Here is an 18,892-nt window from a genome sequence, read left to right as displayed (position 1 = left end):
TATAAGTGAAGCGGCCGGATTAGACCAGCTTCTCCAGCTCAGGTACGGCTTCGAACAGATCCGCTACCAGGCCGTAATCGGCCACCTGGAAGATCGGCGCTTCTTCGTCCTTGTTGATCGCAACGATCACTTTGGAGTCTTTCATGCCGGCCAGGTGCTGGATCGCGCCGGAGATACCGACGGCGATGTACAGCTGTGGCGCAACGATCTTGCCGGTCTGACCGACCTGCATGTCGTTCGGTACGAAACCTGCGTCGACCGCGGCGCGGGAAGCACCGACGGCAGCGCCCAGCTTGTCGGCCAGAGCGTACAGGTGTTTGAAGTTGTCGCCGTTCTGCATGCCGCGGCCGCCGGAAACGACGATCTTGGCAGCGGTCAGCTCAGGACGATCGGACTTGGCCAGTTCTTCGCTGACGAAGCTGGAAGTGCCGGCGTTGTGAGCAGCGGCAACCGATTCAACGGCAGCCGAACCACCTTCAGCGGCAACCGGATCGAAACCGGTGGCACGCACGGTGATCACTTTGATCGCAGCGGTCGATTGCACGGTAGCGATGGCGTTACCGGCGTAGATCGGACGCTTGAAGGTGTCAGCGCTTTCTACCGAGATGATCTCGGAGATCTGGTCAACGTCCAGCTGAGCGGCAACGCGCGGCAGGATGTTTTTGCCGTTGGAAGTGGCGGCAGCCAGGATGTGGCTGTAGCCAGCGCCCAGCTCTGCTACCAGAGGAGCAACGTTTTCCGGCAGCTGATGCGCGTAGGCAGCATTGTCAGCGTTCAGGACTTTGCTCACGCCAGCGATTTTCGCGGCGGCTTCAGCCACGGCGCCAGCGCCCTGGCCTGCAACCAGAACGTGGATGTCGCCGCCGATTTTGGCAGCGGCAGCCACGGTGTTCAGGGTGGCCGGAGCCAGCACCTTGTTGTCGTGTTCAGCGATTACCAAGATAGTCATGATCAGATTACCTTCGCTTCGTTTTTCAGTTTCTCGACCAGTTCAGCCACCGACTTGACCTTGATGCCAGCGCTGCGTGCAGCCGGCGCTTCGACTTTCAGGGTCTTGTTGGTGGAGGCGGTGGAAACGCCCAAAGCGTCCGGAGTCAGCGTCTCGAGAGGCTTCTTCTTGGCTTTCATGATGTTTGGCAGGGACGCGTAGCGCGGCTCGTTCAAACGCAGGTCGGTGGTGACGATCGCTGGCAGTTTCAGGGAAACGGTCTGCGCGCCGCCGTCGATTTCGCGGGTCACGGCAACGCTGTCGCCGGAGACTTCGACTTTCGAGGCGAAAGTGCCCTGACCGTAGCCGCTCAGTGCAGCGAGCATCTGGCCGGTCTGGTTGTTGTCGCTGTCGATGGCCTGTTTGCCCAGGATCACCAGTTGAGGCTGTTCCTTGTCGACCACGGCCTTGAGCAGCTTGGCCACGGCCAGGGAAGTCAGGTCTTCAGCGGATTCGACGAGGATGGCGCGGTCGGCACCCAGAGCCAGTGCGGTACGCAGCTGTTCCTGAGCGGTGGACGGGCCGATGGAGACGACGACGATTTCAGTCGCAACGCCTTTTTCTTTCAGGCGTACGGCTTCTTCCACTGCGATTTCGCAGAACGGGTTCATCGACATCTTGACGTTGGCGAGGTCTACGCCGGAATTGTCCGCCTTGACGCGAACCTTGACGTTGTAATCCACAACGCGTTTGACAGCTACAAGAACCTTCATGGATTCCTCGTTACTCTCCGGTGAAAAGAAAGTCGCCTAGGCGAACCTGGCGGTTGATGCTCATCGGGCACAAGGGCACCTCTAAAAACGCCGGCTGAGCGGGATGACCGTTCGTCAGTCGTGACCGACGAGTCATGCCGCTTCGCGGTGTGTAAACTGCGCGCCGAACCTGCGCTGCGCATCACCGGTTACCGCCTACGCCCTGTCTTTAGAGGTGCTCTTGAAACCACCATTCAGCCTACGGCGAGCGCAAAACCGCCCGTATCTTGACCGGAACGCCCATTCTGGTCAATACGCCAAAATGCCCTGTCATAAGCCGCGCTTCTTTGATTTCTCTGGGCTGGAGCCGATTCAAACAAACGTTTGTATTGGACGCTAAGAGTGGTGTAGATATAATGCGCCGCCTAGAGAGAAAGGTGGTTTGCCCATTATTAGCCTTGACGTTAACGTAAAGGCAATAACGGATACGACACCGAACCTCCAAATTAGAAAAAAAACTGTTGAGCCTTGAGTAGGAGATAGCCTGTGGAACGCGAATACATGGAATTCGACGTGGTCATCGTCGGTGCCGGCCCCGCTGGCCTGTCCGCCGCCTGCCGTCTGAAGCAGAAGGCCGCCGAAGCCGGTAAGGAAATCAGCGTCTGCGTGGTCGAAAAAGGCTCCGAAGTCGGCGCGCACATCCTGTCCGGTGCCGTATTCGAACCACGGGCCCTGAACGAACTGTTCCCGGACTGGAAAGAACTCGGCGCTCCGCTGAACACGCCAGTCACCCGCGATGACATTTTCGTGCTGAAAAACGCCGAAAGCGCGCAAAAAATTCCTGACTTCTTTGTGCCCAAGACCATGCACAACGAAGGCAACTACATTATCTCCCTCGGCAACCTGTGCCGCTGGCTCGCTCAGCAGGCCGAGAACCTGGGTGTGGAAATCTACCCGGGCTTCGCTGCTCAGGAAGCGCTGATCGATGAAAACGGTGTGGTGCGCGGGATCATCACCGGTGACCTCGGCGTCGACCGCGAAGGCCATCCTAAAGAAGGCTTGTACACCCCGGGCATGGAACTGCGTGGCAAATACACGCTGTTCGCCGAAGGTTGCCGTGGTCACATCGGCAAGCAACTGATCAAGCGCTACAACCTCGACAGTGATGCCGACGCCCAGCACTACGGCATCGGCCTGAAGGAAATCTGGGAAATCGACCCGGCCAAACACCAGCCAGGCCTGGTGGTGCACACCGCCGGTTGGCCGATGGACATCATGGGCACCGAGAACACCGGCGGTTCTTTCCTTTATCACCTGGAAAATAACCAGGTTGTAGTCGGCCTGATCGTCGATCTGTCCTACAGCAACACCTACCTGTCGCCATTCGACGAATTCCAGCGCCTCAAGCATCACCCGGTGCTGAAGCAATATCTGGAAGGCGGCAAGCGCATCAGCTACGGCGCACGTGCAATCTGCAAAGGTGGCCTGAACTCGCTGCCGAAGATGGTGTTCAAGGGCGGCGCGCTGATCGGTTGCGATCTCGGCACCCTGAACTTCGCCAAGATCAAGGGCAGCCACACCGCGATGAAGTCCGGCATGCTCGCCGCTGAATCCGTGGCCGACGCGCTGTTCGCAGAAAAGGATGGCACCGAAGAGCTGACCACCTACGTCGACGCGTTCAAGAAGAGCTGGCTCTACGAAGAACTGTTCGCCAGCCGCAACTTCGGCCCGGCGATCCACAAGTTCGGCGCTATCGTCGGCGGCGGTTTCAACTGGCTGGACCAGAACATCTTCGGCGGCAAACTGCCGTTCACCCTGCACGACACCAAGCCTGACTACGCCTGCCTCAAGCTCGCGGCCGACTGCAAGAAGATCGACTACCCGAAACCCGACGGCAAGATCAGCTTCGACAAGCTGAGCTCGGTGTTCATCTCCGGTACCAACCATGAAGAAGAACAGCCGTGCCACCTGAAACTGACCGACCCGACCATCCCGCTGAGCAAGAACCTGCCGCTGTATGACGAGCCGGCGCAGCGCTACTGCCCGGCCGGCGTGTATGAAGTGATCACCAAGGAAGACGGCGAGAAGCGCTTCCAGATCAACGCCCAGAACTGCGTGCACTGCAAGACCTGTGACATCAAGGACCCTTCGCAGAACATCACCTGGGTGACGCCGGAAGGCGCCGGCGGCCCAACTTACCCGAACATGTAAGTCGATCTGCTGAACATCAAGGCTCCCTTTATGGGGGCCTTTTTGTTGCCTGCGATTTGGTGAAAATCAAGCCGCTCGCTCATCCCCCGGACTGCGCTCGAAATAGCGTTTGTACTCGCGACTGAACTGCGACGTGCTCTGATACCCCACCCGATGCGCCACCTGCGCCACTCCCAGTCCTTCGGCGATCAACAACGTCTGCGCCTTCAACAAACGTAAACGCTTCAGATACTGCACTGGCGACAGCAACGTGCTGCGTTTGAAATGCTCATGAAAGGTCGAAACGCTCATGTTCGCGCAACTGGCCAGCGTCTCGACGTTCAACGGTTCGGTGTAGTGCGAGTGCAAATGGCTGATCGAAGCCGCGACCCGGGCAAACTGCCCCTGCTGCTCCACCAGTGCCCGCAATACATCAGCCTGAGGTCCGCGCAACGCGACGAACAGCAACTCCCGCACCCGTGCTGGCCCGAGAATCTGGCATTCCAGCGGATCGTGCAGACAGCGCAGCAGGCGTTCGACGCAACCGCGCATGTCATCGTCGAGCACCACCGAAGTCATCGACTCCGGTGTCTGCGCCGGAATATGCCGTCCCGGCGCCAGCCCCATGGCCAGCACCAGTTCACCGAGCAGCACCCGATCGATCGCCACCGACACGCCGAGCAACGGCGCGTCCGGCAACGCGTAGGTCTCGCACTCGAACGGCACCGGCAACGCCTGAATCAGGTAATGCCCGGCGCCGTACTCCATAGTGCGCGGCCCCAGATACGCCAGTTTGCTGCCCTGGGCGATGATCATCAGGCTCGGCTCATAAATGTGCGGGCCACGGGCGACGTCGCAACTGGCGCGCAACACCTGCACGCCCGGCAGCCCGGTCTGGCTGTAACCATCGCGCAGCGCCAGCGGTTCGATCAGCGAAACCAGGGTGGCGTTGGCATCAAGGTGACGGGTCAATTGCATCGGGTGGCTCTTCAGAAAAAATCACGGAAAAAGGGATGAAAGCATCATCGCAGATCCTTTTGCCAATGCGACCGATCAACCCCGCATGCCGGAGGATTAGGCATGACACCCGGAGGAATCGCCATGGCCGGACGAGCGGACGGCGCCCAGAATGCGCCGCCTCACCTGTCACTGCTTTTGCGAGGTTTCACATGTACACCGCCATCGGCTATGCCGCTCAAACGGCCACCACGCCCCTCGCCCCGATGAAGTTCGAACGCCGCAGCCCACGGGCCGACGACGTCGCCATCGAAATTCTGTACTGCGGCGTCTGCCACTCCGACATCCACCAGGCGCGCAACGAATGGGGCATCGCCGTTTACCCGTTGATGCCCGGCCACGAGATCGTCGGAAAAGTCACCGCCGTCGGTGCGAATGTCACCAAGCACAAGGTCGGCGATCTGGTCGGCGTCGGCTGCATGGTCGACTCCTGCCGCACCTGCGAAGCCTGCCAGTCGAACCTCGAGCAATACTGCCTCGAAGGCCCGACCATGACCTATGCCACTCCAGACCGGGTCGATGGCAGCAACACCATGGGCGGTTATTCGGACAGCATCGTGGTCAGCGAGCACTTCGTCGTGCGCATTCCAGAGAAGCTGGATCTGGCGGCTGCCGCACCGATTCTCTGCGCCGGCATCACCACCTACTCGCCGCTCAAGCACTACGGCGTAAAGGCCGGCGACAAGGTCGGGATTCTGGGCATGGGCGGCCTCGGCCACATGGGCATCAAGTTCGCCAAGGCCATGGGCGCTGAAGTGACGTTGTTCACCCGCTCGGCGAGCAAGGCCGAGGAAGGTCGTCGTCAGGGCGCCGATCATGTGATCGTGTCCACCGACGACGATCAGATGAAAGCCGCGACCGGTCGTTTCGACTTCCTGCTCGACACGATTCCGGTGCAGCACGATCTGAACCCGTACCTCGACACCCTGCGCTTCGATGGCGTGCACATTCTGGTGGGCCTGATCGAACCGATCGATCCGCCGGTCCACGCCGCGAAATTGGTGCTGGGTCGTCGCGTATTGGCCGGTTCGTTGATCGGTGGCGTCGCCGAAACCCAGGAAGTGCTGGATTTCTGCGCCGAGCACAACATCAGCTGCGACATCGAAATGCTCGACATCCGCCAGATCAACGAAGCCTACGCCCGCATGATCGCCGGTGATGTGAAGTACCGCTTCGTGATCGATATGGCGACTTTGAAGCTCTGATTCCTCAGACCTTCAAGCCTAGCTCCGCCGAGAGCCGGGCTGTGACTCCTTTGATCAGGGGAATCAGCTCGGCCATTTTTTCCAGCGGCATGTACGGCACGGTGCTGGCGATGCTGATCGCCGCGACAATGCGCTTGCTCGCGTCGCGGATCGGCGCCGCCACGCAGCGGATCGACGGCTCGTTGTCTTCCAGATCGAACGCGTAACCGCCGGCCACGTATTCGGTCATCCGTTGCTCCAGCTGCTCCCACGACTGCTGGGGATGCTGCGGCCAGAACTGACTTTTCCCACCCGCCGGCAGACTGATGTCGTACAGACGCTGCCAGTCCTGCGGCGCGTCATCCAGCATCAAGGCCTTGCCGATCCCGGTCCGCGCCAACGGCATGCGATGGCCGACCCGCGAGCGCATTTCCGGACCGTTGCGTCCCGGATTCTTCAGCAAATAAAGCACCTCGTCGCCTTCACGAATTCCCAGGTGAACGGTGTCGCCGGTCAGCGCCGACAACTCGTCCAGATAAGGCCCGGCCAACGTCACCAACGGCAACTCTTCGCGCGCCTGAAACCCCAGTTCGATCAGCTTCGGCCCCAGCAGATAACCGACTTGCGGCACGACGCGCAGGTAGCGCTCGTCCACCAGGCAACTGGCCAGACGATGAGTGGTGCTGCGCGTGGTGCCGATCAGGCGGGCAATCTCTTTGAGATCGCGGGCGCCACTGGCGACGGCCTGCACCACACCCAACCCGCGAAGCAGGGTCTGGGTGCCGGTCGGCGCGGCGTCCTTGGCGGTTTTTGGGGCGTCTTCCTGCATATCCAGCCTTTAGCGTTGAGCGAGGGAACGGGCGGCATTATGGTCGCCCGGCATGGCCGACTACAACTCGATGCGCTCGACCTTGCCCACCAGCAGCACGTAGGACAAAGCACCAATCAATGCCAGAACCGCGATGTAGGTGATCGCCGGTGCGAACGAATCGCCGCTGGCGAGGAAGCCGATGACAATCGGCGTGGCAATCGCCGACAGGTTGCCGATGAAGTTGAACACCCCACCGGTCAAGCCCAGCAACCGCGCGGGCGCCAGTGTCGAGACCAGCGACCAGGTGATCGACGCCAGCCCGTTACCGAAAAAAGCCAGCGCCAGGAAGGCAATCACCAATGGCGTCGATTCGACGAAGTTGGCACCGATGATCGAGGTGGAAATCAGCAGCCCGCCAATGATCGGCAGCTTACGCGCAAACCCGACGGTGCAGCCGCGACGGATCAGGAAGTCAGAAAAGAACCCGGAACACAGCACACCGATGAACGCGGCGAGAAACGGCAGCGACGCCAGCAGACCGGACTTGATGAAGTCCATGCCGCGGTATTTCACCAGGTAAGTCGGGAACCACGTCAGGAAAAACCACAGCGTCGAGTTCAGGCAGAACTGGCCGAGGTAGATCCCCCACAACTTGCGTTTGCTCAGGACGATGCCGAGATCGGTCCAACTGAATTTCGCCTTCACCTTGGCGGTTTCGGCCGCGATATCCACCAGCCCACCGCCCTCGCGGATCAGGTCGATTTCCGCTTCGTTGGCGCCTTTGAAATCACGCGGTTCGCGATACACCGCGTACCAGATCGCCGCCCACACGATGCCCACCGCGCCGGTCACGACAAACACCATGTGCCAGCCAAATTCATGTTGCAACCAGGCCAGCACCGGAGTCAGGAACGCCAGCCCGACAAACTGCCCGGAAGTGTAGAAACCGATGGCCGTGGCCCGCTCACGCTCGGGGAACCAGGTCGTCACCACGCGGCTGTTGATCGGATACGCCGGTGCTTCCAGCGCACCGACCGCCATGCGCAGCACGAACAGTGCGATGAAACTGGCGGCGAAACCGAGCATCACCGTGGCCAGCGACCACAGCAGCAGCGCGACGCTATAAAGGATGCGCGGCGGCACCCGATCCACCAGCCAGCCGCCAGGAATCTGCATGGCGGCGTAGGTCCAGCCGAACGCCGAGAAGATCAGCCCGACGTGCACCGGGTCGATGCCCAGATCCGTCGTCAGTGCCGGGGCGGCAATCGACAGGTTGCTGCGGTCGAGGTAGTTGATGACCACGGTGATGAACAGCAACACCATGATGAAAAATCGCTTGCGGCTGGGCGTGACTAACGTCGCTTGCCCGGTGAGGGTTTGCGGTTGCATGGGGAGCGCCTCTTCTTATGTTTATTGAGGTCGAGGGTATGCAGATCTCCGCTCCCTGGAGATCTGACTTACTGGATGCGGCAGAGAGTCAGCGACTCACCACTCGGCAAAACTGCCATCGGCATGGCGCCAGATCGGGTTGCGCCAGCGGTGGCCGACCGCCGCGCGTTCGATCACGTATTCCTCGTTGATCTCGATCCCCAGGCCCGGGCCGTTGGGGATTTTCACGAAGCCTTTGTCGTAGTCGAACACCCGTGGATCCTTCACATAGTCGAGCAGGTCATTGCTCTCGTTGTAATGGATGCCCAGGCTCTGTTCCTGGATAAACGCGTTGTAACAAGCGGCGTCCAGTTGCAGACACGCCGCCAGCGCGATCGGCCCCAGCGGGCAATGCAGCGCCAGCGCCACGTCGTAGGCTTCAGCCATGTTGGCGATCTTGCGGGTCTCGGTGATGCCACCGGCGTGGGAGGCATCCGGCTGGATGATGTCGACGTAACCTTCGCTCAACACCCGTTTAAAGTCCCAGCGCGAAAACAGCCGCTCACCGAGGGCAATCGGCGTGCTGGTCAGCGGCGCCAACTCCTTCAGCGCTTCGTAGTTTTCGCTGAGCACCGGCTCTTCGATGAACATCAGTTTGTACGGGTCGAGCTCCTTCATCAGCACCTTGGCCATGGGTTTGTGCACCCGGCCATGGAAGTCGACGCCGATGCCGACGTTCGGCCCGACCGCATCACGTACGGCGGCAACGTTGGCCAGCGCCAGATCGACTTTTTCGAAGGTATCGAGAAATTGCAGCTCTTCGGTGCCGTTCATTTTCACCGCCGTAAAACCACGGCCCACCGCCTCTTTCGCGGCCCGCGCGGTGTCCGCCGGACGGTCGCCGCCGATCCACGAATACACACGGATCTTGTCCCGCACCTGACCGCCGAGCAGGTCGCTGACCGATACGCCCAGCGCCTTGCCCTTGATGTCCCACAGCGCCTGATCGATGCCGGCCAGTGCGCTCATGTGGATCGCGCCACCCCGGTAGAAGCCGCCGCGATACAGCACGGTCCAGATGTCTTCGATATTGCGTGGGTCTTTGCCGATCAGGTAGTCGGACAATTCCTCGACCGCTGCAGCAACCGTGTGGGCACGGCCCTCGACCACGGGCTCGCCCCAACCGGTCACGCCCTCGTCGGTTTCGACTTTCAGGAAGCACCAGCGCGGCGGGACGATGAAGGTGGTGAGTTTGGTGATTTTCATCTGCTTGTCTCTCTTGTTAGATGCAGCGCACGCAGCGCCGGAAAAGTCTTAGCGAAGGGCTTTCCAGGCCGCCACGTAGGCCTTGGCATTGGCCGCCACTTGTTCAGTCGTCATGCCCGGCTTGAACAGCCCGGACCCGAGGCCGAAGCCTTTGACGCCAGCGTCGATGAACGCCTGCATGTTGTCCGGCGTGATGCCACCGACCGGCGCCAGAATCGTTCCGACCGGCAATACCGCCAGCCAGGCTTTCACCACCGCCGGGCCCATCTGCTCGGCCGGGAACAGCTTGAGAATATCCGCGCCCTCCTCCAGCGCCGCGAAGGCTTCGGTCGGTGTGGCAACGCCCGGCGACAGGTACAACCCCGCCGCTTTCGCTGCCCGCAACACCTTGACATCGCTGTGTGGCATGACGATGACCTGGCCGCCGGCCTCCTTCACCAATTCCACTTGTTCCGGGGTCAGCACCGTGCCGGCACCGATCAGGCAATCGGCCGGCAGGGTCTTACGCAGGATGCGAATACTTTCGTACGGCGCGGGGGAATTGAGCGGTACTTCGATGACGCGAAATCCGGCCGCATACAGGACTTCTCCGACAGCGGCGGCTTCCTGCGGATGCAGGCCGCGCAGAATCGCGATCAGACCGTTTTGCGCCAGTGCTTGCTTGAGCATGTCAGGCCTCCAGTCAGGGTTAACGGGATGAGGAATCGATCAGTCCGGCGGCGAGCGCCAGTTGCCACAGACCACGTTCGGTGGCCTGCTCGGCCAGGGTCACCCGGGCGAAGCCGCAGGCGTCGAGGGCCCGGCTGTAGCGGGCGCACAACTGCACGTTGCCGATGAGGATGATCGAAGGAAGATGTGTGCTGTTGCGCCGGCGTCGTTGCACGGCGGCCAGCGCCGTCAGTTCATGGCCGATCAACAGGCCGGACAGATAGTCCGGTTGCGCGGTGGCGCTGAGTTCACCGGTCAGGCCCAGGCTGCGGGCGCTGAACAGGGTCGACAGCACGCCAATCTCGCCTTCAGCCGACAACGCCACCTGCACGCCGCGATCAAACGCCTCGGCGTCGAACGTCGCGCTGTGCTGTTGGGTACGGCCGAGAATGCTGTGTTCGCTCAGCACGGCGAACACTTCGCCGGTCATGAAGGTGTCGAAACGGGTGATGCAGCCGTCGGCCACTTCCACCCATTTCGAATGACTGCCCGGCAGGCCGATCAGCAGATCACTGCCCGCCTCGACCGGCAGGTTCTGCAAAACGCCGAGGACTTGGGTTTCCTCGCCGCGCATCACGTTCGGCAGCGTCGAACGCTGAATCACACCCGGCACGATATGCACGTCGACACCGCGAATACTGCGAACGGTTTGCAGGGATTTTCCGAGATCGGCCACGTTGGCCGGCGTATCGCGGTAGGACGCTTCGCGCCAGCCCTGGGCGCTGCCGACCATGCCGCAGGCAATCACCGGCAAATCGGGCTGCGCGTCGAGCCAGTCGCCGCACGCCTCGTCGAACGCCAGTTCAAAACCATCGGCGCATTCACGACCGTTGATGACCCGCGGCGTCTTCGGCAACTGCATGATCCCGAACGACAGCGACCGCTGCGCCAGCACCTGCCCGCCCGCCGCGAGTTTGTAAGCACGTAGAGAGGTCGTCCCCCAATCGAGCGCGATCAATTGCGCCAGCATCGCTTCACCTGTTTTGTTATTGGCAGTGAGTGAAACGGACTATAAACCCGGCGAACGCAAAATCTCAATATATAAATATCATTCCCATATTATGGGACGATGGCAAAAAAATACCGCAGACAGAAACAGCGCCTTCAGAGAAATTCACCTTCCCTGCAGGAACCGTCTCGGGCTGCGATATTTCTGGCGCGGCTCAGTTGCCCTCGGCAAACTCGCGCAACACCTTGCCATCCATGCGGTAACGCACCCACTCTTCCTGCGGCTGGGCGCCGAGGGATTTGTAGAATTCGATGGCCGGGGTGTTCCAGTCCAGCACGCTCCATTCGAAGCGGCCGCAGTCGTTGGCACAGGCGATTTTCGCGAGGTGGCGCAGCAGGGTTTTGCCGGCGCCGCCGCCCCGTTGTTCGGGGGTGATGTAGAGGTCTTCGAGGTACAGGCAATTGCTGCCCAGCCAGGTCGAATAGCTGAAGAAGAACACCGCAAAACCGATCGGTACGCCGTCGCGCAGGCAGATCAGACCGTGGGCGGTGGCGCCTTCGCTGAACAGGCTGCGCTCGATGTCGGCGACGCTGGCGATGACTTCGTGACGGGCCTTTTCGAAGTCTGCCAATTCGGTGATGAACGCGAGGATTTGCGGAGCATCGCTGGGGGTCGCCGGGCGGATTTCGATCGTCATGGACGGGCCTTGTCGGAAAAAGGAAAACGCCATACTAAGGCGCCGCGCGGCGCTCGTCACATGGCAATCCACAGATTAGGCTAGCGCCGCCGAACAATCGAAAGGACGCCCATGAACAACTTCGCTTTCTCGCCCCTCGCGGAACTCGCCGCCGAACTGCTGCCCCACGCCCTGGAACCGTCGGAGGATGGCGCCCATGACCTTTCGCACCTGCAAAGGGTCTGGCACAACGCGCGCACCTTGCAGGCCGAGGAAGGTGGCGACCTTGAGGTGCTGCTGGCGGCAGTGTTGCTGCACGATTGTGTGGCCGTGGAAAAGAACTCGCCGCTGCGTTCACAAGCATCACGCCTGGCAGCGGAAAAAGCGTCAAAGGTGCTGAAGAACCTGAACTGGCCCGAAGCCAGAATCGGCGCCGTCACCCACGCCATCGAAGCCCACAGCTTTTCCGCCAACATCACCCCGCTAACCCTCGAAGCCCGACTGATGCAGGACGCCGACCGCCTCGACTCCCTCGGCATGCTCGGCGTCGCCCGCACCTTCTACATCGCCGGGCGCATGGGCAGTGCGCTGTACGACCCGCATGATCCCGAGGCCCGGGAAAGGGACTACGACGACAAGCGATTCTGCCTCGACCATTTCCAGACCAAACTGCTGCACCTCGCCGACGGTTTCCAGACCGCTGCCGGACAACGTCTGGCACAGATTCGTCATCAACGCCTGAAGGGTTTCATGGAGCAATTCAAGGAAGAGATCGGCGTGGTCTGACGGCGTTACTCCGGTCATTCACGATCCTGAGATCACCAAGCTCAGACCTAAGCCGCAGGCATGACGTGTTAGATAGATGACGCTCAATTTTTCCGGTCAAGGAACCGCGTCATGCCTCAAGCAACACCCCAGGTCTCGGGCAAACTGTTCGGCCTGTTCTGCCTCGCCAGTTATCTGTTGTCGCTGTCCTATGGCGCGACGTTTTTGCTTTCGTTGCTGATCGGTTCTCGCGGCGGCAACGAGCACGACGCCGGCAGCGTAATCAGTGTGGCGATGCTCAGCACCTTCGTTGCGGTGCTGGTGTCCGGGCACCTGTCCGACTGGCTGGGCGCGGCGCGTTCGATTGCGTTGTTCGGGCTGTTGCTGGTGGCGGCGAGTCTGGGGTTTGCGATGACGCCGGGGTTCGGCCACTGGCTGCTGTTTTTCGGATTGCTGCTTGGTTTGGGCTGGGGCGTGTTCTACACACTGGGGCCGATCATCGTCGCCAGTCTGGTGAGCCCGGTACAGCGGGCGAAATACTTTGCGCTGCTGTCCGGCAGCATGATGACCGGGATCGGCAGCGGCCCGCTGCTCGGACGTGCGGCGAGTGCGCTGGGTTTGCCGGTGACGTCGGCGTTCTATCTGGCGGCTGCGGCGAGCCTGATCGGCGTGCTGTTGTTCTGGCGTCTCGGTGCCCGTCTGAAAAGTACACAAGTCGCGTCAGCGGCAAAAATCAGCTGGCGCGCGACGACACAGGTGCTCGGCTCACGCGCTGTGTTTCCGATCATCATGGTCTGCCTCGGTGGTTGCGTGTTCGGCGGGCTGTCGAGCTTCCAGACCAGCTATGCCGCCGCCCGTTCGCTGGACTATTCGCTGTTCTTTCTGGGCTTCATGAGCGCTGCGATCAGCAGCCGGATGTTGATCGCAGGTTATGTGGTCAAGCGTGATCCGCTGCGCGCGTCGTGCCTGCTGTCGGGATTGATGCTGGGCTCGATCGTGCTGTTCGCGTTCGGCGTGCAGAGCGGTTTCAGCTATCTGCTGGCGGCGGTGATGCTCGGTGTCGGTTACGGCCTCACCTACTCGGTGATCAACGGTTTGGCGGCTAACGAAGCCCCGGCCGGCACCACGTCGCAGGCGTTGCTGCTGTTCAGCCTTTCGTACTTCATCGGCGTGTTCGGCTTCCCGCTTCTGGCCGGAAAAATCATCGTCGAGCACGGCATGCCGACGCTGTTGCTGACGGTGCTGGCGGTAGCGGCGTTGAACTGGATGATCACCGTCGGCCGCTTGATGTGGCGGCGGATCACGGTAGAAAACGCGCTGACGAACTGAACCGTTCGTCGCTCATCCGGCACCTATGCGACGCGAGGGCGGCCCAAGATCAGGTAAGGATTCCAATCACTGGAGAAACCCCATGATCTCGTCAAGGTTGACTGCTCTCGTTTTCGCCGCCCTGCTCTCTCCCGTGGCCTTCGCTGCGACGGCCACCGGAACTGGCCCCACCGATCCGGTCGAGCGCCCGAAAGCTCCGGCCATCCAGAGTGCCCCGGGCATGAACACCGACGGCTCAGGCGTCGAGAACGCTCTGCCGCCCGCCACCGGTACCGACCCGCGCACCCAGGGCAATGACCCAGGACGCCAGGGCGGTACTTCCGGCAACCCGGTTCCGCCGGATAACTCCGGCTCCGGCATGGGCTCGAAAACCACCACCGGTGGCTCGGGTTCCGAGGGGGCTGGTCAGTAGGCGGAAGATTCGCGGATCAGCGCATTGACTTCGGCCGTGCCCGGTGAAGTCGCCGGGCCCCAACGGGTGACGGCCAACGCGGCGGCGGCGTTGGCGCGCCGGGCGGCTTCGTGAGCCGTCAGTCCTTGCGCCAGCCCGGCCACGAACACGCCTGCATGCGCGTCACCTGCGCCGTTGCTGTCCACCGCCTGCACCTTGAAGCCCGGCACATGCTGTCGCTCGCCGCGCTGATGAATCCAGCAACCCTGCGGGCCGTCGCGCACCACCATCAGCACATTCTGTGGCAGGTGCACGGTCAACCGGTCCAACGCGGTTTCAATGTCAGCCGCGCCAGTGAAACGCAGCGCCTCGACACTGTTGCTGGTCCACGCATCGATGCGCGGCAGCAGCGCCTGCATCATCGGTGAGTCCGGCGATTCCACCAGCGGGCCCGGATCGAATACCACGTTGATCGTCTTCGGCAGCGCCAGCGTCCAGTCCAGCAACGCCTGGGCCTTGCCGCTGTGCAGCAGGCTGTAGCCGCTGACGTAGACGTAATCTCCCGCCTCGGCGGCAACGCTGTTCAGTTCAGTCGCAGTGACCTCGCCTTCGGCGCCGATGTAGGAAATGAAACTGCGCTCGGCCGACGCATCGGTCAGCGCCACGCAGATCCCGGTGTCGCGTTCCGCAGGCTGTTCGATGCCGATACGGATGCCTTCAACGTTCATCGCCTGCCGCGCCAGATCACCGAAACGACCGTTACCGTGGCGACCGAGGTAGACCACTGGCAAGCCGTTTCGCGCGGCGGCAGCCATCACATTGAAGCCACCGCCAGCTTCGAAACTGGCGGACTGCGCCAGCACGTCGCCGCCGATTTGCGGCAGCGCCTCCACGGCCATGACCAGGTCGATGATGACCTGGCCGGTGTGCAACATCTTAGGCATGAGCATTCTCGGATTGCGCAGCGCGGCGATCTCTCGCCCCGCCGAGTACGAAGTAAATGCCGCCGGCGACCACGAACGTCACGATCCAGCCGAGTCCGTTGTGGCCCAGCCACGAGTCGGACAGGAAGCCCTTGAACCAGACGTTCTCGGCGGTGGTGCCGATGGTGGTGAAACTGAAGCCCAGCACGATCGCGATTGCCCACGCGCCGAACGCGCGCCATTCGATGCCGCCGCTGTACCAGTAGGCGCTGCTCGGGCTGACGTCGAGCAGGTCTTTCGGGCTGTAGTAGTGACGGTGAATCAGGTCGACCACGAAGATCCCGACCCACGCGGTGATCGGCACCGCCAGCAGGGAAATGAAGGTAATGAACGGGCCGTAGAAACTGTCGGCGATCAGCATGAAGTAGATCGAACCGGCGAAGATCGCAACGATATCGACCACCACCGCGTACACGCGTTTGACCTTCAGGCCGAGGGTCAGCGTGGTCAGGCCGGCGGAGTACACCGACAGGTTATTCGACAGCAGCAGGCCGCCGAATGCGGTGATCAGGTACGGCACGGCCATCCAGGTCGGCAGCATGTCGCGGATCGCCACGATCGGGTCAGTCGCCGAAGCAAGGTCGTTGTTGCCCACCGACAGCAGGCCGCCGAGGGTGATCAGCAGCACCAGCGGAATCCCCGCGCCGAACGCTGCCGAAGCGACCAGGCGCACGGCTTTGACGCTGCGATGCTGATAGCGCGACATGTCGGCGCCAGCATTCGCCCAGCCGATCCCGGTGCCGGCGGCCATGGTGCCGATGCCGATGATCATTGCGCTCATCGGCGCCGGTGTGGCGCTGAACACCGCGCTCCAGTCGATGGTCGCGCAGAGGAAGCCGCCGACCAGAATGTTCAACGCGCCGAACACGTAGGTCGCCCACTTCTGGATCACCAGCAACGTGGCGTGGCCGAGGCCGGACACCGACAGGGTCAGCAGCACGAAAATCGCGATGAAGATCAGGGTCAGCACCGGCGCGCTTTTGGCTTCCACCGGCGAGCCGAACAGGATCGAGCACAACGACAACAGCACGAACGCAGCCGTGGTGGTGTTGACGGTTTCCCAGCCCAGGCGCGACATCAGCGACACCAGCGTCGGGCCGATATTGCCGCGCACACCGAAGATCGCCCGCGACAGGGTCAGGCTCGGCGCACGACCGCGACGGCCGGCAATCGAGATGATCCCCACCACCGCGAACGAACCGGCAGCGCCGAGGATGGCGACGATGATCGCCTGCCAGATCGCCAGGCCGCGAAACGCAACCAGCGTGGCGCCCAGCGGCAGGCCGAGGATGGAAATGTTGGCAGCGAACCAGACCCAGAACAGTTGCAGCGGATGGCCGTTGCACTCGCCTTCCGGCACCGGTTCGATGCCCCGGGTTTCCAGTTGCCCGGCGCTTTGCCCGGCGTTCGATGAACTCATGAAAAATGCTCCTGTTTGCCTTTATTGTGGTTGTGGCAATGACGCAGAACGACAAGACATCCCGCCCTTCCTGGGCCTGTCTGCGCGATCCATTGCGGGTGAATATTCAAGACTTGTGGTGCGCCCATCGCGAGCAGGCTCGCTCCCACAAGTACGGCGTTACCCCTGTGGGAGCGAGCCTGCTCGCGATGGCGTCAGCCCGGTCAACGCAAGGCCAACAGCCCTGTCACCAACGGTTCAAGCTCCAGACCATTGACGGCCTTCACCGTCTCGATCATCGGCGCCGGCCAGCTCTGCAGGCCCAGGCAGGCCCCGAGCATGGCGCCGAGAATCGCGGCGATGGTGTCGGTGTCGCCACCGAGGCTCGCGGCCATGCACAGCGCATCGAACGGCGTCATTTCACCGACCGCGACTTGCTGCGCGAGGGCGAACGACACCACCACCGATTCCTGCGAGGCCACCGAGGTGCCGATCACGTCGTACAGCAGATCCGCGAGCAACACAGGGTCGCTTTCGACACTGATGCTGCGCGCCCAACTGATCCGCGACGCGATGCGCCCACCGGCCACCCAGTGACCGTGAGACTCCGCTTGCTGGGCGATCTGCTGGCCGAGGTTCAGCGCCTCGCCCAGATCCAGACCGTTGATGCCGGCCGAAACCACCGCCGCCACCGCCGCCGCGCTGGAAATGCCCAGCGTGGTGTTGTGAGTGACCTGACAGGCCTGCACCACCGCCGCGATAAAACGCTCGGGGTCGGCGACATCCGCCGCGATCCCCACCGGGGTGATGCGCATCGCTGCGCCGTTGGTGGTGCCATAACGCCCGGCCTCTTCCGGCGAATGGCCGGCGAGGATCATTTCGATCGCACGTTTGGTCGACGGGCCGAGCAAATCCTGCGAGCCCTTGGCCTGCATCTCGGCTTCCCATTCGATCAGCCGTTGCGCGAGCACCGCCGGTTCGATCCGGCCCTTGCCTTCAACCAGCAACTCGCCGACCAGAATCGCCTGTTCGGTGTCGTCGGTGATCGAGCCTTTGGGCATGTTCGCGGCAATCGGCTGCAAGGGGCCGGCGTCCTGCAGATCGGTAATCTGGCCGAAGCGCTGCTTGATGGTTTCGCGGTTCAGGGATTGGGTCGGCATGCCCAGCGCGTCGCCGAGGGCCAGGCCGTAAAACGCGCCCAGGGCACGGTCGAGGGCGGTCATTTCGATTCTCCAAATTGCAGGTGCAGGCGGAAATGCACCGGGTCGAGCAGGCTTTCGACCTGTTCCATGAAACGGTTCTGCCGGTCGTAGGTGGTGCGCAATGCCTTGAGGAACACCGTGCCTTCCGGGCGGCCGAGCAGTTCGGCGTCCACGGCGTTGAGCGGTTCGGCGCCGATCCATTGATCGCCGCGCTCGCCGACGTAGCCGTAGGCGGCCAGGGTGATGGTCAGGGAATTGTCGATCAGGCCGACCCTCGGCAGGCTTTCCAGGCCTCCGGTGGCGGGCATCAGAGAACGTTCGAGGGACACCGCCGTGCCGTCGTTGGAACGGCGGCGGCGCTCGAGAAGAATGAATTGATCGGAGCCGAAACGCGGAAGCAGATCCTCGCGGGTCACGGCTTCCAGACGCAGCACATCGGTATTGATCAGCGCCCCGCTGTCGGCCAGGGCCTGGGCCCAGCCGCTGCGCTGGTCGAGCACCACACCGTCAAACGTGACGATGGAGCCGACCCCGCTTTGCGTGGCGATGTAATTGCGCCGCTTCAGTTCGGCCAGCGCTTCGCGCAACGTGCCACGGCTGACGTTGAATTCCTGAGCCAACTGATGCTCGCCGGGCAACAGAAAGCCGTCCTCCATGAGGCCGCTTTCGATGCGTCGGACGAGCTCGTCGACCACCCGTTGTTTCTTGTCAAATCGTACCTGTCTAATCATGTACAAAGTGATAACCGAAACGGGCTGGAGCGGGCAAGGGATATTTTGGGTGGGGTGACGGAAGGCGCCGGGATCAAAAGCTTTCCCTCACCCTAGCCCTCTCCAGGAGGGAGAGGGGACTGACCGAGCTGTCTCACGCTCTACATCGACCTGAAAAAGCCAGTCGATTATGGATTCAGCAAAACACTTTCAGGTCGATGTATCTCTGAAGCATCCCCCAATCGGCTCCCTCTCCCTCCGGGA

18 protein-coding genes are annotated in these 18,892 nt (G+C 61.9%); 5 read left to right on the top strand and 13 right to left on the bottom strand.

Going from position 1 to position 18,892, the window contains the following annotated elements:
• Positions 1-19 precede the first annotated feature (19 nt).
• Both PMI24_RS01745 and PMI24_RS01740 read right to left on the bottom strand, forming a co-directional pair.
• On the bottom strand, positions 20-949 hold the full coding sequence (locus PMI24_RS01745) for an electron transfer flavoprotein subunit alpha/FixB family protein (RefSeq protein ID WP_007950863.1): 930 nt from the start codon (positions 947-949) through the stop codon (positions 20-22).
• Positions 950-951: 2 nt separating this feature from the next.
• Positions 952-1,701, bottom strand: a complete 750-nt coding sequence (locus PMI24_RS01740; RefSeq protein WP_007950859.1) for an electron transfer flavoprotein subunit beta/FixA family protein — start codon at positions 1,699-1,701, stop codon at positions 952-954.
• Between the two features lie 525 nt (positions 1,702-2,226).
• On the opposite strand from PMI24_RS01740, the gene PMI24_RS01735 reads away from it, so the two are divergent.
• Positions 2,227-3,891 (top strand): electron transfer flavoprotein-ubiquinone oxidoreductase, encoded by a 1,665-nt coding sequence (locus PMI24_RS01735; protein WP_007950858.1) that lies wholly within the window; start codon positions 2,227-2,229, stop codon positions 3,889-3,891.
• A 66-nt stretch (positions 3,892-3,957) separates the two neighbouring features.
• On the opposite strand, the gene PMI24_RS01730 is transcribed toward PMI24_RS01735, so the two are convergent.
• Positions 3,958-4,848 (bottom strand): AraC family transcriptional regulator, encoded by an 891-nt coding sequence (locus PMI24_RS01730; protein ID WP_007950856.1) that lies wholly within the window; start codon positions 4,846-4,848, stop codon positions 3,958-3,960.
• A 191-nt stretch (positions 4,849-5,039) separates the two neighbouring features.
• On the opposite strand from PMI24_RS01730, the gene PMI24_RS01725 reads away from it, so the two are divergent.
• Entirely contained in the window at positions 5,040-6,092 is a 1,053-nt protein-coding gene (locus PMI24_RS01725; protein WP_007950854.1) for an NAD(P)-dependent alcohol dehydrogenase, read from the top strand.
• 4 nt (positions 6,093-6,096) lie between these two features.
• Here the strand turns inward: PMI24_RS01725 and PMI24_RS01720 are convergent, their stop codons facing one another.
• The 6 genes from PMI24_RS01720 to PMI24_RS01695 all read right to left on the bottom strand — a co-directional run bounded on the left by PMI24_RS01720 (position 6,097) and on the right by PMI24_RS01695 (position 11,870).
• Complete coding sequence (locus PMI24_RS01720) at positions 6,097-6,900, bottom strand: IclR family transcriptional regulator (RefSeq protein WP_007950852.1); 804 nt, start codon at positions 6,898-6,900, stop codon at positions 6,097-6,099.
• A gap of 60 nt (positions 6,901-6,960) precedes the next feature.
• The gene (locus tag PMI24_RS01715; RefSeq protein WP_007950850.1) at positions 6,961-8,271 is read right to left on the bottom strand and encodes an MFS transporter; all 1,311 of its coding nucleotides are present in this window, start codon (positions 8,269-8,271) and stop codon (positions 6,961-6,963) included.
• A 96-nt stretch (positions 8,272-8,367) separates the two neighbouring features.
• Positions 8,368-9,516 (bottom strand): galactonate dehydratase, encoded by a 1,149-nt coding sequence (gene dgoD / locus PMI24_RS01710; protein ID WP_007950849.1) that lies wholly within the window; start codon positions 9,514-9,516, stop codon positions 8,368-8,370.
• Positions 9,517-9,564: 48 nt separating this feature from the next.
• Complete coding sequence (locus PMI24_RS01705; RefSeq protein WP_007950848.1) at positions 9,565-10,185, bottom strand: 2-dehydro-3-deoxy-6-phosphogalactonate aldolase; 621 nt, start codon at positions 10,183-10,185, stop codon at positions 9,565-9,567.
• Positions 10,186-10,204: 19 nt separating this feature from the next.
• Positions 10,205-11,194, bottom strand: coding sequence for a 2-dehydro-3-deoxygalactonokinase (locus PMI24_RS01700; protein WP_007950844.1), 990 nt, complete (start codon positions 11,192-11,194; stop codon positions 10,205-10,207).
• A 193-nt stretch (positions 11,195-11,387) separates the two neighbouring features.
• Complete coding sequence (locus tag PMI24_RS01695) at positions 11,388-11,870, bottom strand: GNAT family N-acetyltransferase (protein ID WP_007950842.1); 483 nt, start codon at positions 11,868-11,870, stop codon at positions 11,388-11,390.
• A 111-nt stretch (positions 11,871-11,981) separates the two neighbouring features.
• Between PMI24_RS01695 and PMI24_RS01690 the strand changes: the two genes are divergently transcribed.
• The 3 genes from PMI24_RS01690 (at position 11,982) to PMI24_RS01680 (ending at position 14,355) form a co-directional block, all read left to right on the top strand.
• Positions 11,982-12,635 (top strand): HD domain-containing protein, encoded by a 654-nt coding sequence (locus PMI24_RS01690; protein ID WP_007950840.1) that lies wholly within the window; start codon positions 11,982-11,984, stop codon positions 12,633-12,635.
• Positions 12,636-12,746: 111 nt separating this feature from the next.
• Positions 12,747-13,943, top strand: coding sequence for an MFS transporter (locus PMI24_RS01685; protein ID WP_007950838.1), 1,197 nt, complete (start codon positions 12,747-12,749; stop codon positions 13,941-13,943).
• 82 nt (positions 13,944-14,025) lie between these two features.
• Positions 14,026-14,355, top strand: coding sequence for a hypothetical protein (locus PMI24_RS01680; RefSeq protein ID WP_007950836.1), 330 nt, complete (start codon positions 14,026-14,028; stop codon positions 14,353-14,355).
• On the opposite strand, the gene PMI24_RS01675 is transcribed toward PMI24_RS01680, so the two are convergent.
• The 4 genes from PMI24_RS01675 to PMI24_RS01660 all read right to left on the bottom strand — a co-directional run bounded on the left by PMI24_RS01675 (position 14,349) and on the right by PMI24_RS01660 (position 18,649).
• Positions 14,349-15,278, bottom strand: coding sequence for a PfkB family carbohydrate kinase (locus tag PMI24_RS01675; protein ID WP_007950834.1), 930 nt, complete (start codon positions 15,276-15,278; stop codon positions 14,349-14,351). The genes PMI24_RS01680 and PMI24_RS01675 overlap by 7 nt on opposite strands.
• A complete protein-coding gene (locus PMI24_RS01670) occupies positions 15,271-16,737 on the bottom strand; it encodes a purine-cytosine permease family protein (RefSeq protein WP_007950833.1) in 1,467 nt (488 codons plus the stop codon). The genes PMI24_RS01675 and PMI24_RS01670 overlap by 8 nt, the downstream gene beginning before the upstream one ends.
• 203 nt (positions 16,738-16,940) lie before the next feature.
• Positions 16,941-17,939 (bottom strand): ADP-ribosylglycohydrolase family protein, encoded by a 999-nt coding sequence (locus PMI24_RS01665; RefSeq protein ID WP_007950831.1) that lies wholly within the window; start codon positions 17,937-17,939, stop codon positions 16,941-16,943.
• A complete protein-coding gene (locus PMI24_RS01660; protein WP_007950828.1) occupies positions 17,936-18,649 on the bottom strand; it encodes a GntR family transcriptional regulator in 714 nt (237 codons plus the stop codon). The genes PMI24_RS01665 and PMI24_RS01660 overlap by 4 nt, the downstream gene beginning before the upstream one ends.
• Positions 18,650-18,892: the final 243 nt, after the last annotated feature.

The organism is Pseudomonas sp. GM25 (assembly GCF_000282255.1).
In the GTDB taxonomy this organism is placed as follows: Bacteria; Pseudomonadota; Gammaproteobacteria; order Pseudomonadales; family Pseudomonadaceae; genus Aquipseudomonas; species Aquipseudomonas aphyarum.
This window is presented reverse-complemented; position numbering and strand designations above follow the sequence as displayed.

What these genes read in the sequence shown, in the direction of transcription:
- PMI24_RS01745 (WP_007950863.1), bottom strand. Translation starts at nt 949, where the DNA reads ATGACTATCTTGGTAATCGCTGAACACGACAACAAGGTGCTGGCTCCG.
- PMI24_RS01740 (WP_007950859.1), bottom strand. Translation starts at nt 1,701, where the DNA reads ATGAAGGTTCTTGTAGCTGTCAAACGCGTTGTGGATTACAACGTCAAG.
- PMI24_RS01730 (WP_007950856.1), bottom strand. Translation starts at nt 4,848, where the DNA reads ATGCAATTGACCCGTCACCTTGATGCCAACGCCACCCTGGTTTCGCTG.
- PMI24_RS01725 (WP_007950854.1), top strand. Translation starts at nt 5,040, where the DNA reads ATGTACACCGCCATCGGCTATGCCGCTCAAACGGCCACCACGCCCCTC.
- PMI24_RS01720 (WP_007950852.1), bottom strand. Translation starts at nt 6,900, where the DNA reads ATGCAGGAAGACGCCCCAAAAACCGCCAAGGACGCCGCGCCGACCGGC.
- PMI24_RS01715 (WP_007950850.1), bottom strand. Translation starts at nt 8,271, where the DNA reads ATGCAACCGCAAACCCTCACCGGGCAAGCGACGTTAGTCACGCCCAGC.
- dgoD (WP_007950849.1), bottom strand. Translation starts at nt 9,516, where the DNA reads ATGAAAATCACCAAACTCACCACCTTCATCGTCCCGCCGCGCTGGTGC.
- PMI24_RS01705 (WP_007950848.1), bottom strand. Translation starts at nt 10,185, where the DNA reads ATGCTCAAGCAAGCACTGGCGCAAAACGGTCTGATCGCGATTCTGCGC.
- PMI24_RS01700 (WP_007950844.1), bottom strand. Translation starts at nt 11,194, where the DNA reads ATGCTGGCGCAATTGATCGCGCTCGATTGGGGGACGACCTCTCTACGT.
- PMI24_RS01695 (WP_007950842.1), bottom strand. Translation starts at nt 11,870, where the DNA reads ATGACGATCGAAATCCGCCCGGCGACCCCCAGCGATGCTCCGCAAATC.
- PMI24_RS01690 (WP_007950840.1), top strand. Translation starts at nt 11,982, where the DNA reads ATGAACAACTTCGCTTTCTCGCCCCTCGCGGAACTCGCCGCCGAACTG.
- PMI24_RS01685 (WP_007950838.1), top strand. Translation starts at nt 12,747, where the DNA reads ATGCCTCAAGCAACACCCCAGGTCTCGGGCAAACTGTTCGGCCTGTTC.
- PMI24_RS01680 (WP_007950836.1), top strand. Translation starts at nt 14,026, where the DNA reads ATGATCTCGTCAAGGTTGACTGCTCTCGTTTTCGCCGCCCTGCTCTCT.
- PMI24_RS01675 (WP_007950834.1), bottom strand. Translation starts at nt 15,278, where the DNA reads ATGCCTAAGATGTTGCACACCGGCCAGGTCATCATCGACCTGGTCATG.
- PMI24_RS01670 (WP_007950833.1), bottom strand. Translation starts at nt 16,737, where the DNA reads ATGAGTTCATCGAACGCCGGGCAAAGCGCCGGGCAACTGGAAACCCGG.
- PMI24_RS01665 (WP_007950831.1), bottom strand. Translation starts at nt 17,939, where the DNA reads ATGACCGCCCTCGACCGTGCCCTGGGCGCGTTTTACGGCCTGGCCCTC.
- PMI24_RS01660 (WP_007950828.1), bottom strand. Translation starts at nt 18,649, where the DNA reads ATGATTAGACAGGTACGATTTGACAAGAAACAACGGGTGGTCGACGAG.